Annotated in this window: 15 protein-coding genes and 1 pseudogene; 8 read left to right on the top strand and 8 right to left on the bottom strand. The window is 63.2% G+C overall.

Annotated elements, in window-relative coordinates; genetic code table 11:
* Window positions 1-7 precede the first annotated feature (7 nt).
* The 8 genes and pseudogenes from A4R35_RS19790 to ispD form a co-directional block, all read right to left on the bottom strand.
* On the bottom strand, window positions 8-1,324 hold the full coding sequence (locus A4R35_RS19790; RefSeq protein ID WP_112432445.1) for an NAD(P)H-dependent oxidoreductase: 1,317 nt from the start codon (window positions 1,322-1,324) through the stop codon (window positions 8-10).
* Window positions 1,321-1,860, bottom strand: a complete 540-nt coding sequence (locus tag A4R35_RS19785) for a PTS glucitol/sorbitol transporter subunit IIA (protein ID WP_112432443.1) — start codon at window positions 1,858-1,860, stop codon at window positions 1,321-1,323. Before A4R35_RS19785 ends, A4R35_RS19790 begins: the two co-directional genes overlap by 4 nt.
* 196 nt (window positions 1,861-2,056) lie before the next feature.
* Window positions 2,057-2,434 (bottom strand): PTS sorbitol transporter, encoded by a 378-nt coding sequence (locus A4R35_RS19780; RefSeq protein WP_112432441.1) that lies wholly within the window; start codon window positions 2,432-2,434, stop codon window positions 2,057-2,059.
* Between the two features lie 200 nt (window positions 2,435-2,634).
* Window positions 2,635-3,159: pseudogene (locus A4R35_RS19775) on the bottom strand (PTS glucitol/sorbitol transporter subunit IIB); the annotation flags it as partial.
* Between the two features lie 23 nt (window positions 3,160-3,182).
* The gene (srlA, locus tag A4R35_RS19770; protein ID WP_112432437.1) at window positions 3,183-3,797 is read right to left on the bottom strand and encodes a PTS glucitol/sorbitol transporter subunit IIC; all 615 of its coding nucleotides are present in this window, start codon (window positions 3,795-3,797) and stop codon (window positions 3,183-3,185) included.
* 167 nt (window positions 3,798-3,964) lie between these two features.
* Entirely contained in the window at window positions 3,965-4,420 is a 456-nt protein-coding gene (locus tag A4R35_RS19765) for a transcriptional regulator GutM (protein ID WP_112432435.1), read from the bottom strand.
* Window positions 4,421-4,490: 70 nt separating this feature from the next.
* Complete coding sequence (locus A4R35_RS19760) at window positions 4,491-4,796, bottom strand: hypothetical protein (RefSeq protein ID WP_052890237.1); 306 nt, start codon at window positions 4,794-4,796, stop codon at window positions 4,491-4,493.
* 285 nt (window positions 4,797-5,081) lie between these two features.
* Window positions 5,082-5,852 carry a 2-C-methyl-D-erythritol 4-phosphate cytidylyltransferase gene (gene ispD / locus A4R35_RS19755; protein WP_189362073.1) on the bottom strand — a complete coding sequence of 257 codons (771 nt, stop codon included), beginning with the start codon at window positions 5,850-5,852 and terminating at the stop codon, window positions 5,082-5,084.
* Between the two features lie 492 nt (window positions 5,853-6,344).
* Here ispD and A4R35_RS19750 point away from each other — a divergent pair, with 492 nt between their 5' ends.
* The 8 genes from A4R35_RS19750 to A4R35_RS19715 all read left to right on the top strand — a co-directional run bounded on the left by A4R35_RS19750 (window position 6,345) and on the right by A4R35_RS19715 (window position 14,110).
* On the top strand, window positions 6,345-6,647 hold the full coding sequence (locus A4R35_RS19750) for a PTS sugar transporter subunit IIB (protein ID WP_112432431.1): 303 nt from the start codon (window positions 6,345-6,347) through the stop codon (window positions 6,645-6,647).
* A gap of 176 nt (window positions 6,648-6,823) precedes the next feature.
* Window positions 6,824-8,332, top strand: a complete 1,509-nt coding sequence (locus A4R35_RS19745; RefSeq protein ID WP_223258420.1) for a PTS galactitol transporter subunit IIC — start codon at window positions 6,824-6,826, stop codon at window positions 8,330-8,332.
* 174 nt (window positions 8,333-8,506) lie between these two features.
* Complete coding sequence (locus tag A4R35_RS19740) at window positions 8,507-8,974, top strand: hypothetical protein (protein ID WP_112432429.1); 468 nt, start codon at window positions 8,507-8,509, stop codon at window positions 8,972-8,974.
* A 98-nt stretch (window positions 8,975-9,072) separates the two neighbouring features.
* The gene (locus A4R35_RS19735) at window positions 9,073-9,576 is read left to right on the top strand and encodes a PTS sugar transporter subunit IIA (RefSeq protein WP_112432427.1); all 504 of its coding nucleotides are present in this window, start codon (window positions 9,073-9,075) and stop codon (window positions 9,574-9,576) included.
* Window positions 9,577-9,857: 281 nt separating this feature from the next.
* The gene (locus tag A4R35_RS19730; protein ID WP_112432425.1) at window positions 9,858-10,832 is read left to right on the top strand and encodes a thiamine pyrophosphate-dependent dehydrogenase E1 component subunit alpha; all 975 of its coding nucleotides are present in this window, start codon (window positions 9,858-9,860) and stop codon (window positions 10,830-10,832) included.
* An 80-nt stretch (window positions 10,833-10,912) separates the two neighbouring features.
* A complete protein-coding gene (locus A4R35_RS19725) occupies window positions 10,913-11,893 on the top strand; it encodes an alpha-ketoacid dehydrogenase subunit beta (protein ID WP_223258513.1) in 981 nt (326 codons plus the stop codon).
* Between the two features lie 62 nt (window positions 11,894-11,955).
* A complete protein-coding gene (locus A4R35_RS19720; protein ID WP_112432421.1) occupies window positions 11,956-13,527 on the top strand; it encodes a dihydrolipoamide acetyltransferase family protein in 1,572 nt (523 codons plus the stop codon).
* Window positions 13,528-13,825: 298 nt separating this feature from the next.
* A complete protein-coding gene (locus tag A4R35_RS19715) occupies window positions 13,826-14,110 on the top strand; it encodes an HPr family phosphocarrier protein (RefSeq protein ID WP_052890245.1) in 285 nt (94 codons plus the stop codon).
* Window positions 14,111-14,124 lie beyond the last annotated feature (14 nt).

Here is a 14,124-nt window from a genome sequence, read left to right as displayed (position 1 = left end):
GTCTCAGCTACAGCGGCGGCTCCCCATCGTAAATCAGCGCATCCTGCATACGCCGCGCCTGCACTATAAAGGAATGGGCATCCAGCTCCACATCATCGTAGGTCAGCGTCTGACCGCGCGCCACCGGACGGCGCACCCGCGCCCGCGCTGTCAGCCCCAATGGCAGCAGGCGCTGCGCCCGCGCCACCTCGACCCGCTCAATATTGCCATAGAGAGACGTTCCACCCAACCCCTCCAACACCTCACCCTCCTGCAGATCGCGCTTCGCCACCGCCGTCGTCTCCGCCACAGGCGGCCCCGCCGGCGCCAGCGTCGCCTGTCGATACAACACCGCCTGAGCAATCGAACGCGGCGTCTCCAGATTGGCCAGATGATATGGACGATAGAGCGCCCAGTATGGTCCCTCCCCCAGGCGCAAATAGCGCAAATCCTCAATCACCTTCGGCTGCTGAGTCGTAATCACCAGAAAGACCCCCGGCGCCACACTTCCCAGCGCATAATCAACCACTCCCCGCCGTCCCAGAATACCCCCATCCTCGCGCGGACAAAAAACCTGCGCCAGCGTCTCCGGCGTCGCCTGCGGCCCATGCATCCCACTGACATCCGGCACCAACCCCGTCGCATTGGCCACCGCCGTCATCTCCACCATCGTCTTCGTCCCATCGACAAACGACGTCAGCATATGCGGACTCATATGCCGGCTCCGCGCCTGCTCAGCCAACTGCTCCGGCGTCGCACTGCGGTCCAGCGGATTATTTTTCCCCTTACCAGCCGCTACAATTTCAAAGCCGAGCGAGCGCGCAAAATCATACAACTCCAGGATCGCCCCCGGCTCATCGCCCGCCGAGGTCGTATAGACCACGCCTGCCGCATCGGCCATACGCTTCAGCAAATAACCGATCGTAGCATCGGTCTCCACATTGAGCATGATGATGTGACGGCGCGCCAGAATCGTCCGATAGGCCACCAGCGCCCCCACCGCAGGCACGCCCGTGGCCTCCACCACGGCATCCAACGAGGCAATATCAGGGACCAACGTCGCCCGCGCCGTCACCACCCGCTTGCCAGCCCGCACCGCCTCATCGGCCTCACGGCTGCTGGCCCCCGGCGGCAAGAGCAGCACCTCCTCCTCACTATAGCCACAGGCGCGGAAGGCAGCCACAGCTCGCTCCGTCTCAATATCGGCAGCCGCCACTACCTCCATGCCCTGCATCTGACTGACCTGGGCAATCAGACCCGCCCCCATCTGACCAACCCCCACCAGCCCCACACGGATCGGACGCCCCTCGCGCTCACGCGCCTCAAGTTCCGCAACCAGATTCATAGGTCGTGGCAATCCTCCAGTCTGAGCAATTCCAGAATGGTCCCCACCGGGGGCAAATGAAGCAGCGCCGGCGCCACCGAGATCGTCCCTGGCAGAGCCGCCTCCAGCGCCCCATCGAAATGCACCACCAGATGACCCAGCTCCGCCAGATTGGCACTGGCCACCTCGCCAACCGCCGTCACCCGGTAGCTGAGCACCCGGCCCGTCTCGCTCCCCTCGCCAGGCGGCTCGCGGAAGCAGAGCCAGTCACCGACCTCGATCGCCCCCTGCAATGTCGCCCCCGTATGGACGAGCGAGACCTCGCGCAGCTCCGCCGGCGCCTGCGGACCAAAGAAAATCAAGATGCCATGCGGCAGGAACTCCGGCACCTGCGGCCCAATCTCCTCAATCATGGCCCGGTACTTGAGCAGAACCCGCGTGCCCGCCCGAGCGCTGACCTCCATCCCCTCGACCTCTATCCCCTCACCGGCAGCCCCCGCTCCCTCGGCGCCAGCCATTCCCGCCCCCGGAAAGTGATTGAAACGCAGCAGAGACATCGCCGTCTCTCCTCCTCCCTCCTGCAGCAAGCGACCCGGCAACCTGGCCGCCTGCTCTAGACAACTATCTGCCAGTCAACCAGCCGTGCCCCCCCCTGCGCTGGCCTTCCCCACCCTCACCACCGCCCGCGGCGAACACCAGCGCAGAGCAAGGCCAAGCCGCACCAGCCTCTTCACAGCAAACCACCTACCACCGTCACGACTCCTCAAGCAGCTGCACATCCTCGGGACGCACCCCCGACACAAAGAGCTGCTCCGTGATGAACTTCATCAGCGGCCCCGAGGGCGAGCTGGGCTTGACATCGATGGTCAGAATCTTCTTCATCGGATAGACCCCGATGCGCGCCGTTCCACCGCAGTCGATGACCACACAGGCGATCTGCTTCTCAGGGGCCGAAGAACGAAAGCCATCGAAGGCCCGCCCCCCGGTCAGCTCGGCAATGCGCTGCGCCACCGGATGAATACCCCCGCCGGTGACACAGTAGATCAGGTCCTTCCCCGGCTCGGGCTTGACAACCAGCGGCCCGCCCCAGCCACCGCGTCCTCGCGAAATCTTGACAGCACGATAAGGCATCGTCGCACACTCCTTTCTCTCCTCACTCAGTAGCTCAAGGCTCGGCTCAGGCCAGATCTCAGGTCAGGTCAACCAACCAGCTCCAGCAGCAGAGCAGGCAGAACAGATCAGCCGGTCCACGATCTCCGTGGCCGTCACCCCACCTGGCCCGAGCCGCAGCCCAACCCGCCGCGCGTCCGCTCTCTTTTGCTCAACCAGCCTCAGTGGCCGGCATACATCCCAAAGCTGGCCAGATAGGCAATCACGACCGCCAGCGGACCCGTGATCAGGCGCGACATCAGAACTGCCGGCACCCCAATCTCGGTCGTCTCCGGCTCGGCCTCTCCCAGAGCCAGCCCAACCGGAATGAAGTCGCACCCGACCTGGGGATTAATGGCAAAGAGCGCCGGCAGCGCATACTGCGGCGGAATATGGCCCAGACCGATCTCCACACCCAGCAGCGTCCCCACCACCTGAGCGATCACCGCCCCAGGACCCAGCAACGGCGAAAGAATCGGGATGGCACAGATCACCGACATCAACAACAGCCCGAAAATATTCGAGGCCAGCGGCGACAGGGTATGAGCAATAATGTTGCCAATCCCCGTGTAGAGAATGATGCCGATGATCATGCTGATGAAGGCCATGAAGGGCAGAATATTGCGAATCACCTGGTCAATGGTGTCGCGGCCAGCCTGATAGAGAATGCCGACCACATTGCCAACGGCCCGCCCAATGGCCTCCAGACCACGCGCCACAGCTTGCATGACTACGCCTCCTCTCCGCTAGCGAAAGCCGCTCCGCCGGTCTCAACGGCAGGAGCTGCCTCAGTTGCCGACGTTGCTTCTTCACCCTGGCCTTCCGGCGCCGAGCGCCGCGCCCACATGATGGCCGTGATGCGCTCAGTCACCAGCCCGCGAATAAAGATCACCAGCAGGCCCACCAGGAAATAGCGAATCGCCAGATCTCCCAGCCCCAGCCCGAGCTTCGTAATGCCGGCGGCAATACCGGCCCAGACAAAGATCTCACCTGGGTTGGCATGGGGAAAGAGACCAAGAATGGGATGGACAAAGGATACCGCCGCATCATAGAAGGCCGGCTTCTGCTTCTCCGGCAGGAAGCGCCCCATCGTATAGGCCATCGGATTGGTCAGGAAGAAGACGGCCAGGAAGGGCAAGACCAGATAGCGCAGCAAGACGTTGCGGCTACTGATCATAGCCACTTTGTCGATACGCTCGGGGCCAATGAGGCGTACCAGAGCATTGACGGCGGTCATCAGCACGATCAGCAGGGGGATAATGCCCGTGACCAGACCGACGAACTGGGTCCCCCCTCTTTGGAACATGCCGATGAAACCCTCGGCAATACGGGCTGCGATCTCCACAAGATCACCTCCAGACAAAAGGACAATGTGACGATCTTTTGTCCTCTCAGGTCACCACACAGGACAGCAGGCCGCAGCCAGAGCCAGGCAGCACCCAGCGAGGACCGCTCAGCTTTCCCAGCGAGCGAGTAAGTCGGCAATTGAGCGAGTGAGCGACAACCCTCCTCTCAGACCAACGGTTGCAGCGACCGGCGCGGCGCGACCACGCCCCCGTCAGCCTCAGCCGCTGCATCCGCCTTTCGGCGTTCGAACGCCTCCAGGAGCGTGTTGGCAGCAGTTCCGATCGCCTCGGCCAGACGCGGGGCCAGGCCAGCTGCGCTGAGCCTCTCGGGCGAGAGCAGCTCGTCCAGATGCCACCCCTCAAGCTGGGGCAGGGGACGGAGCCGCGCAAAGACGGTGAAGCCACGAAGCTGCCGGGCCGCGAGAATGGTGCGCTGCTGGGGATGGGCAACAAGCACTACGTAGGTGCGCCCACGATAGCGCCCCCCAGCCATCGCAGTGGCACAAGGCCCCAGCCGACGCAGGCGGCTCACCTCGCGGTAGAAGCGCCTCGCCTGCCAGTAGGCCAGAGCCAGCTGCAAGCACCAGGCCACCAGGGCAACGAGGGCAACTTGCTCGATCATACGAACCTCCTGATGTCATACTCTAACGCGGCAGGCACATGGCCAGAGAGAGCCACAATCAGCTTAGCTCCTACAGACAGACCTCGGCCAGCTCGCGGGAAAGCTCGATCGGTTTGTTGACCACGCGCCGGGGCAAGCTGGAGACGAAGAGCAGTGGATCGGCCTGCGCCTCATGCTTTAGGCGACGCGCGAGGGCGGTAGCACGCCAGGGGAGATCACGGCAATATTGACGGAGTAAGACAGCCGCTGGCTTTTCAACGGCGTGGGCGCAACGATGGCAGACGATCCTTTTAATATAGAGCGAGGCATAAAAGACCGTGTGCACCGTCGGACGACCGCAGTAGAGGCAGTCCAGTTCAGTCTGGCAGGCTATCATAGCGAGCGACGCCCCCTCTTTCCTCGACGATCGATCAGCGATGGAGAGGAACAGGACAGCTCAGGCAGGAGCAGCCGCTCAAGGCGCTCTCGCCAGCCCAGCCCAGCCCAGCCCACCCGGCCAGGGCCTGCCCTCCATCACGCATTGCCAGCAAGGCGAAGTTCAGCGACGTAAACAGATAGATGGACGACTCAACGCTCAAGAAATAGGTAATAGACCAGAACCTGAAGCCCCTTCCGCAGGGCGCCCCCTCCTTCCCTGGCAGCAGCGCCAGACTTGACCCACCTAGAGGCCGCGATGGCGACAGAGCCGCTCGGCCTGTAACAGGTCGTAAGCAGTGGTGATCTTCAGATTACTCTGATCGCTTTCGACAACGGCCACCGGATAGCCAAGGCGCTCCAGAGAGGCCGCCGTGTCAGTCCCCTCAAACTGGTCCTGGCGCGCCCGATCGTAGGCCGCCAGCAACCAGGCAGCGCGGAAAGCCTGGGGCGTCTGGGCCCGCCAGGCCCGCTGACCGGCGAAGCGGCGACAGATAGCCTGCTGCTCGTCAACCTCGACGATCAGCTCCTCCTCCTGCAGCGGCATGGCCAGAATGGCCCCACCACAGGCATGCGCCGTCTCGACAAGCTGCTGGATGCGCTCGGGGAGCACAAAGGGACGGGCTCCATCGTGGATCAGAATCAGGTCGATCTCGCCGCTTTCGATGCGCGGGCGCAGAGCCTCCAGCGCACATTGCTCAGAGGCGTGCCGCGTCGGACCACCCTGGACGATGCGCCTGACTTTCTGACAGTGAGCCGCTTGCGTCAGCTTGGCAAGCTGCTCCTCCTCGCCAGCGGCAGCAACGAGCATGACTTCGTCAATCACTGGACAGCGCTCAAAGGCTTCCAGCGTGTAGATGATGACCGGCTTGCCGTGAATCGGCAGGAAAATCTTGTTGATCGGCAGCCCCATGCGCCTGCCCTGACCTGCCGCCAGGACAACGGCCACAACGTGCCTCGCTGCACTCCGCTGGTCGAACACCGTTTCACCTTTGTGCACATTCGATATTTTGTGCATAGTATACCTTGCCCTGTGGCGAATGTCAAGCGGGCGGCATAGGGAAAACCGCCCAGTCGTTGCCCCGCGAAACACCTCACCCTGGCCACTACTCAGCCCTCCAGCGCGCACAAGCGGCATTTCCTTGCCCGGGAGAGCGACAGTGAACAATTGTCCACTTATGCACAAGGGTTGACAACGGTCGTCACCATCAGGTACCATAGAAACAACCGCAATGGAGCAGTTTATAGTAGGGGCGCAACTTTACAGATCGATCGATGGACTATTTTATTAACAACAGATGCGTCCCCTGAAAGGAGGGGAGAAAAAGAGAAGAGGAGTAGCTGGCCCCTTGCGATTTCGCGGGGCAAGGCCAGACGAGGCATCAGCCTTCTTGCCTGATCCATTCAAGGCAGAGTCGTCGCCCTCTCGCTTTTCCTACGTGGTAGTAGGCAAGCAAGCCAGGGGGCACTACACAGAGCTGTGACCAGTTGCCAGGAGGTTTTTCCGCCCATGTCCGATCTACGCATCCTCGTCAGTTGCGGTACCGGGATCGCCACCTCGACCCTGGCCGCCGATAAACTCAAGCGCCTGCTCAAGAGCCGCGGCCTCAGTGTTACGACCACCTCGTGTAAAGCCGCCGAAGTCGCCGGCAAAGTCTCCACCTTCCGACCACACGCTATCGTCTCGACAACCCAGGTCGCCGTTAAGGTGCCCATCAAGGTCTTTAATGGCCTGCCACTCATCAGCGGCGTGGGCGCCGAGCAGCTCGCCGACGAGATTGCCGCCTATCTCAAGACCCTCAGCGCCAGCTGAGCTAAGATGCTCCAACAAGGAAGGCCCCTGGCAAGTGCGTAGAGGATAGGCAGGCAAAACGGCAGCTACAGCCGGCGATCAACGCAAAGTAAGCGAACAGGCGTACATCGCGAGCGAGAGGACAGATGTACGCAGAGGTCGGTTTTTGATCCTCACACGGGTAGGAGGAACCAGCCATGTCCGCTGTTATGACCGTTATCAACTATATCTTGAATCTCGGCCCCAGCGTTATGATGCCCATCATCATCTTCATTCTGTGCATGATCTTTCGCATGCCGCTTGGGCGCTCGCTGCGGGCCGCTATTACTATCGGCGTTGGCTTCATCGCCATCAACCTCGTCATCGGCCTGCTCGTCAACACCCTGGGGCCGGCGGCGCAGGCGATGGTCAACAATCTCGGCATTCATCTCGACGTGATCGACGTTGGCTGGCCGGTGGCCGCCGCTATCTCCTTTGGCACCGTCTCCGTCGTTCCCTGGGTTTTCATTCTGGGCATCCTGCTCAACCTCCTGTTGATCGTCGTGCGCTTCGTCAAGACGCTCGACATCGACATGTGGAACTACTGGCACTTCATCTTTACCGCCGCCTTCGTCTACGTTATCACCGGGAATTTCTTCATCGCTCTGGCGCTGGCTCTGCTCACCGAGCTATTCATCCTCAAGCTGGCCGATCTCTCAGCGCCCATCGTTCAGGACTACTACGGCCTGCCCGGTATCTCGTTGCCGCACAGCAGTACCGTCGACTGGTCCCCGGTCGGCTGGGTTCTCAACAAGCTGCTGGACCGCATTCCCGGTCTCAATAAGCTGCACGCCGATACGGGCACCATTCAGGAGCGCTTCGGCATCATCGGCGAGCCGATGATCATCGGCCTGGTCCTGGGCCTGCTCATCGGTCTCCTGGCCTATTTCCCGGGCCTGGGCAGCGACTTCGGCGGCTCCTTCGCCAAGATCCTGACGACCGGTATTACGCTGGGCGCCGTGATGCTGGTCCTGCCGCGCATGGTGGCCATTCTGATGGAGGGCCTGGTTCCCCTCTCAGAGGGCGCGCAGACGTTTATCAGCCAGCGCTTCCCGGGTCGGGAACTCTACATCGGCCTGGACGCCGCTATTGTGATCGGCTTTGCTAACAATATGACGGTCGCGCTGCTGATGGTGCCCATTACGCTCATCCTGGCGATCGTCCTCAGCTTCCTTGGCCTGAATCATGTGCTGCCCTTCACCGATCTGGCGGTGCTGCCCTTCCTGGTCATCTGGGCCACGACCTGGTCGCGCGGCAACGTGATCCGCGGGGTGATCATCGCCACGATTTTTATGGCCGGCATTCTGTCGGTGGGCACCTTCCTGGCCCCGATGACGGTGGTGTTGGCCAAAGGCGCTCACTTTGCTATCCCCAAAGGGGCGATCTCGATCTCTAGCCTCGACTCGGGCGCGCATTTGATCTCGTTCGCCCTGGTCTTCTTCTTCGCCCTGAACGAGGTCGGTTCCTACGGGCCGGTCTTTCTGGCCTGGTCGGCGCTGTGGGTGGCCTTTACGGTAGCCTGCTATATCGCCTACTTTCTCTATTGCCGCTCGCATGTGCCAGGCATCGATGATAAGGCTCTCTATGTGCGCGAGGAGGCCGCTGCGGAGACAATGGAGGGCGAGGCCGAGGGCGCTGGCGGCCAGGCGATCGCTGGCCAGGGCTAGGCACAGCGCCAGGCTGTCGGGACAGCAAGGGTAAATCAATGGCCAGCGGGCGGCCCGCTCCGGTTCATCAGGGTTCGAGCCTAGCCTGGGCGCTTCGCCCGCCTGGCCTTGTGCTGAGCCTGGCTGCGCCACCAGCGCGGCAAAGGATGGAGAGTAAGCAGAAGGGAGCCAACGATGATCGGCGTGCTGGTCGACTATTTGATGGGACCTCTGGGGCGCGCTCTGGAAAGCGCCTATTTGACGCATTCTTTGCCGATCGGCCTGCTCTTACTGGTCTGGATGGGCGTGGTCTGCTGGGGCCTGCGGGGGGTGATCCGCCTGCGCCAGCAGCTGCGGCGGTGGGTGCAGGAGCTGCTACCGGCCTACGATCCCGCTCAGCCGGAGACGCCTCAGCAACTCCTGCAGGCTTTAGAGCCGCGCTGGCAGGAGGCGGCGGCGCGCGTGCGCTTTATGCCAACACACCACGGCCTCTGGATACGGCGAGCCACTCCCGAGGCCCTGCGCGCTGAAGTGGGCTTTACTACAGAGGGCCTGGCCCGTTTGCTGGCTCGCCTGGCGCCTCGGTCGGCAGCGCCGCGTCAGCCACACCCGCCAGTGCGACGCCTCCGACCCGCCAGCGCCACCAATCGCGCGCGGCGTTGAGAGCCTGGTCAGTGGGCCAAGCCGCCCGGCTAACCAGGTGATAGACAGGAGAAGAAAGGAAGCGATCGACTACGCGAGGAGAGAGTATTGCTCAGGCAATGGAACCGATCGAGCTAGAGCTGACGCTCAACGGGGTCACGATGCCAGTGCTGGTCTTGTGGGGCCTGACGGTCAGGAGCAAGGAGGAGCTGTTTGCCCGTGTGCATGAGGAGCTGCTGCGACGCGGCCAGGTGCGCCCGAGCTATCTGCAGGGCGTCCAGGAGCGCGAGCGGCAGTATCCAACAGGACTGGACTTCGGCGATTTCGCCGTGGCCCTGCCCCACGTCGACTTCGAGCACGTCTTGCGTCCAGCGCTGGTCGTGGCTCTGCTCAGCGAGGCCCTGCCTTTTCAGGCAATGGATGACCCCACACGGCAGCATCTCTGCCAGCTGGCTATTTTCCCTGTGCTGACTTCGGGCGATACACAGCTGGCTTTCCTCCAGGCCGTGACCTGCGCTCTGCAGCAACCCGGTTTCTACGCACGCCTTATCTCCCTGCAGACGCCCCAGGAGATCAGTGCCTGCCTGCAAAGCATGCTGCAGATCGCCGTGAACGAGGGGTAGCAAGAGACCGGTCCTGCTGGCGACAGGCCAGCACTCCTCTCCCAGCAGGACCCCGGTCTCCCGGCAATGCCGCCTTTCACTCAGCGCTTCCTTAGCAGAGAAAATAGCCTCATAGTGAAAGCTCTCCCAGAGCATCTTGGTCATGCTCTCTCTATAAAAACTCGGTTTGGAGAGAAACACGCGGCCTCCTGCCCCGCCTATTGACAGGCTCTCCCTCTCATGGTACATTGAATATGTGTGCATCTTTGAATATTTGTGCAACACAGCAGGAGACGCCAGCTATGTCTGAAGCGGTTCCCGCCCTCTCCCCCGAGCAGATGCGCAGCCTGCTGCAGACCATGTACCGCATTCGCGCCTTCGAAGAGAAGGTGGACGAACTCTTCATGCGCGGCGAGGTCCACGGCACGACCCATCTTTCCATCGGAGAAGAGGCCACCGCCGCCGGGGCTTTACAGGCCCTGCGGCCCGATGACTATATCACCAGCACCCACCGCGGTCACGGCCATTGCATCAGCAAAGGGGCAGACCTCAAGCTGATGATGGCCGAGCTGCTTGGCAAGGAGACCGGTTACTGCCGCGGGCGCGGCGGTTCGATGCACATCGCCGACGTGGCCTCCGGTAACCTTGGAGCCAACGGCGTGGTCGGTGGCGGCATTCCCATTGCGACCGGCGTCGGCCTCAGCATCAAGATGCAGGGTCTTGACCGCGTCTGTCTCTGCTTCTTTGGCGATGGCGCCGCCAACGAAGGCACCTTTCACGAGTCGATCAACCTGGCCTCTATCTGGGACCTGCCCGTGATCTTCCTCTGCGAGAATAACCAGTACGGCATGTCGATGTCCGTGCGGAAGGCCATGCGCTGCGAGACCATTGCTCAGCGCGCTGTGGCCTACGGCATCCCCGGCGAGCGCGTCGATGGCAACGATGTCTTCGCCGTCTACGAAGCCGTCGCGCACGCCGCTGCCCGTGCCCGCGCCGGCCAGGGGCCGACCCTGATCGAGGCCGTCACCTACCGTTACAAAGGCCACTCCAAGAGCGATCAGAACCGCTACCGCACGCGCGATGAGATCCGCGCCTGGCAGGAGCGTGATCCCATCAAGCGGCTGACTGCCTATCTGCGCGAGCACAGCCTGATGACTCAAGAAGAGATCGAGCGCGAGGAAGCCGCGGCCTACCAGGCTATCGAGGAAGCCTATCAGTTCGCCCTGGCCAGCCCCGAACCCGATCCCGACTCTCTCCTGGAAGGAGTGTACGCATGAGCGGTCCTTCTTCTCTCCCGACAACCGTCGCCACCGGCGCGCCCCAGCAAGCAGAAGCGGCCCAGAGCCAGGTCCAGGAGATGACCTATGCTGAGGCGATCCGTGAGGCCCTGCGCGAGGAGATGCGCCGCGATCCGCGCGTCTTCCTCATGGGCGAGGATATCGGTATCTACGGCGGGGCCTTCGGCGTGACCTACGGCCTCATTGATGAGTTTGGTGAGGAGCGCGTGCGCGACACGCCGATCTCGGAGGCGGCTCTGGCCGGCTGTGCCATCGGGGCCGCCCTCACCGGCATGCGCCCGGTAGCCGAATTCCAGTTCAGCGATTTCATGGCCATCGGCATGGACCAGATCGTCAACCAGGGTGCCAAATTGCGCTTTATGTTCGGCGGCAAGGCACAGGTGCCGGTGGTCTTCCGCGCCCCGCTCGGCTCGGGCACCGGCGCGGCAGCTCAGCACTCGCAGAGCCTGGAAGCCTGGTTTGCCCATGTGCCCGGCCTCAAGGTGGTGCTGCCTTCGACGCCCGCCGACGTCAAGGGGCTGCTGCTCTCGGCCATCCGCGACCCCAATCCGGTGATCTTCCTCGAACACAAGCTGCTCTATCGCTATAAAGGGCCCGTGCCTCGTGGCGAATGGACAGTCCCCATCGGGCAAGCCGAGGTGAAACGCCCCGGCAAGGATTTGACGATCATCGCCCTCTCGATTATGGTGCCGCGCGCTCTGGCCGTGGCCGAGCGCCTGGCCGAGGAGGGCATCGAGGCCGAGGTGGTCGATCCGCGCACGCTGCGCCCGCTGGACGAGGAGACCCTGATCGCGTCGGCGCGCAAGACCGGGCGCGTTCTGATCGTCCATGAGGCCGTGCTGACCGGCGGTTTCGGCGGCGAGATCGCGGCCCGCATCGCCGCGAGTGAGGCCTTCTATTATCTCGATGCTCCCATTCTGCGCCTGGGCGGGGCCGAGACGCCGATTCCTTATAACCGTACGCTGGAGCGGCGCGCCACTCCCCAGGAAGAGGATATCTATCAGGCCGCCAGGCGCCTGCTGCAGCGGAGGCCGCTGTGAGCTGGTCCAGCCCAGCCGCCAGGCGATCCCAGGTAATCAGACAAGGCAGAGGTGACGGCGCGATGCAGACGCAGCACGAGCAACGTACGCTGACAATGCCCAAGCTGGGCATGACGATGACCGAAGGCACGGTAGTGCGCTGGCTTCTCAGCGAGGGTGCGCGCTTCGAGAAAGGGGAGCCGTTGGTCGAGGTAATGACCGATAAGGTCAATCTGGAGGTCGAAGCTCCCTGCACGGGCCAGCTTCTGCAAATTCTGGCCGGCGAAGGGGAAACCCTGGAGGTAGGCGCCCCCCTGGCCCTCTTGCTGGCCGAGGGCCGCGATCCGGCTGCCGCTGCTGCCGCTGCCACCTCGGCTGCTGCTTCGGCCCTGGCCGCCGCCCAGCGCGAGAGCTCTCCTTCTTCCTCTTCCACCCCTACAACCGTCGCAGTTCCACCTCCCACGGCTGCCTCCGCTCCATCCAGCGGACAAGAGGCCGCTTCGGAGGACGCCCGCATTGCGAGTACGCCGGCGGCCAAACGCGAGGCGGCCTTGCACGCCATTGATTTGCGTGCCGTGGTAGCGGCTGGTTTTGAGCCTCCACTGACGCGTGACGATGTCCTGGCCTTCATGGCGAGTCAGTCGGCGCCTGCGACTGCAGAGCGCCCAGACGTGCGGGCCACCCCTCTGGCGCGCAAGATGGCTCGCGACCATCAGCTGGATCTGGCCGCCCTGGCCGTGCAGAAGAGGGGCGAGAAGGTGACGCGCGCCGACGTCGAGACAGCTCTGGCGCTCCGCCAGCAGCAGGAGGCGGTCCAGAGTACCCTGGTCGATGGGGCCACGGCCAGCGTGGCTGCAACGTCAACCCGGCCACAGGCTTCTGCAGCGCCCACGCCTGTGGTCACTTCGGCAGAGAGCGAGGAGGCCGAGGTCATTCCTCTCTCGCCGGCGCGGCGCCTCATCGGGCAGCGCATGCTGGCCAGCGTCACTACCATGCCCCATATCTATCTCGACCTGGAGATCGATATGAGCGAGGCCGAGCGCTGTCGCCAGCACCTGGCCGCCAGCCTCTCGGCCCAGGGCGACGAGGTCCCTTCGCTAACAGCCATCATCATCCGCGCCGTGGCTGCCGCCCTGCGCGCCTCTCCCGAGGTCAATGCCACGCTCGACGATAGTCTCGGCCCAGGCAAGGAGGTTATTCGCCGCTGGCGCGCGGTTCACATTGGCGTGGCCGTCGATACCGGCCAGTCACTGCTGACGCCCGTCCTCCGCCACGCCGACCGCCAGAGCCTGCCTGAGCTGGCCCGCAATCTGCGCCGTCTTGTTGAGGGAGCGCGCGCCGGCAAGCTCTCGCCCGACGACCTTAGCGGAGCCACCTTCACCATCTCTAACCTGGGCATGTACGGCATTGATACCTTCCACGCCATCATTCCCCCGGGCCAGAGCGCTATCCTCGCCGTCGGCAAGGTGACGCGGCGCGGCGTGGTCGTCGAAGAGCGCAAGGACGGCCCAGCCGAGCCAACGGCCCATCTGGAGATCCGTCCCGTGATGAAGGTCTCGCTCTCCGCCGACCACCGCGTCCTCGATGGGGCCACGGGTAGCCGCTTCCTGCAGCGCTGCAAGCAGCTACTTGAAAATCCCTATCTACTGCTCTAAGCGCAGCTGCGGTCTGGCTGGTCCAGGAGTCTTTGTCGAAGGCGCGGCGGCGCTCTTGGCGAGCGGACGGAACAGAGGTACCATCTGGTCACTCCCCCCGTTCAGCAACAGGAGTGGGCACCGGTGCCGGGCCTTCATCCGCCAGCAGGTGGGGTGAACGGCCCTCATCGGTGCCCACGGCATGGGCCGCTCGCTGGTTGCTCCGGCGCTGGCCCCAGCGAGGCGACAGAGAGCGGCGGAGATGGTACACTGTCCTCTGGAGCAGAGTGCTCTACCATCGACTGAAGGAGAGAGGTGCATGCAGCAAGCAAAAACCATTGTGCGCAATGAGGTTGGCCTGCACGCCCGCCCTGCAGCGCAATTCGTCAGGCTGGCCAATCAGTTCAAGAGCAAGATCACCATCAGCAGCAAAGGCAAGAGCGTCAACGCCAAGAGCCTGGTTTTGATTCTGACGCTGGCCGTGGGGAAGAATACCGAGGTGGAGATCACCGCCGAAGGCGAAGACGAGCAGCAGGCCGTTGCGGCCCTGGTCGACCTGATCGAGCGCGACTTTGCCGAGGAAGCTCTGCCCCCTTCTTCATAGGAGGAGACAGAGCG

This window comes from Thermogemmatispora tikiterensis, assembly GCF_003268475.1.
In the GTDB taxonomy this organism is placed as follows: Bacteria; Chloroflexota; Ktedonobacteria; order Ktedonobacterales; family Ktedonobacteraceae; genus Thermogemmatispora; species Thermogemmatispora tikiterensis.
This window is presented reverse-complemented; position numbering and strand designations above follow the sequence as displayed.

Bases quoted from the DNA above. Each gene is read 5' to 3' on its own strand.
- A4R35_RS19785 (WP_112432443.1), bottom strand. From the start codon at position 1,860: ATGTCTCTGCTGCGTTTCAATCACTTTCCGGGGGCGGGAATGGCTGGC.
- A4R35_RS19750 (WP_112432431.1), top strand. From the start codon at position 6,345: ATGTCCGATCTACGCATCCTCGTCAGTTGCGGTACCGGGATCGCCACC.
- A4R35_RS19720 (WP_112432421.1), top strand. From the start codon at position 11,956: ATGCAGACGCAGCACGAGCAACGTACGCTGACAATGCCCAAGCTGGGC.
- A4R35_RS19790 (WP_112432445.1), bottom strand. From the start codon at position 1,324: ATGAATCTGGTTGCGGAACTTGAGGCGCGTGAGCGCGAGGGGCGTCCG.
- A4R35_RS19740 (WP_112432429.1), top strand. From the start codon at position 8,507: ATGATCGGCGTGCTGGTCGACTATTTGATGGGACCTCTGGGGCGCGCT.
- A4R35_RS19715 (WP_052890245.1), top strand. From the start codon at position 13,826: ATGCAGCAAGCAAAAACCATTGTGCGCAATGAGGTTGGCCTGCACGCC.
- A4R35_RS19745 (WP_223258420.1), top strand. From the start codon at position 6,824: ATGTCCGCTGTTATGACCGTTATCAACTATATCTTGAATCTCGGCCCC.
- A4R35_RS19780 (WP_112432441.1), bottom strand. From the start codon at position 2,434: ATGCCTTATCGTGCTGTCAAGATTTCGCGAGGACGCGGTGGCTGGGGC.
- A4R35_RS19725 (WP_223258513.1), top strand. From the start codon at position 10,913: ATGACCTATGCTGAGGCGATCCGTGAGGCCCTGCGCGAGGAGATGCGC.
- A4R35_RS19730 (WP_112432425.1), top strand. From the start codon at position 9,858: ATGTCTGAAGCGGTTCCCGCCCTCTCCCCCGAGCAGATGCGCAGCCTG.
- A4R35_RS19735 (WP_112432427.1), top strand. From the start codon at position 9,073: ATGGAACCGATCGAGCTAGAGCTGACGCTCAACGGGGTCACGATGCCA.
- A4R35_RS19765 (WP_112432435.1), bottom strand. From the start codon at position 4,420: ATGATCGAGCAAGTTGCCCTCGTTGCCCTGGTGGCCTGGTGCTTGCAG.
- A4R35_RS19760 (WP_052890237.1), bottom strand. From the start codon at position 4,796: ATGATAGCCTGCCAGACTGAACTGGACTGCCTCTACTGCGGTCGTCCG.
- ispD (WP_189362073.1), bottom strand. From the start codon at position 5,852: ATGCACAAAATATCGAATGTGCACAAAGGTGAAACGGTGTTCGACCAG.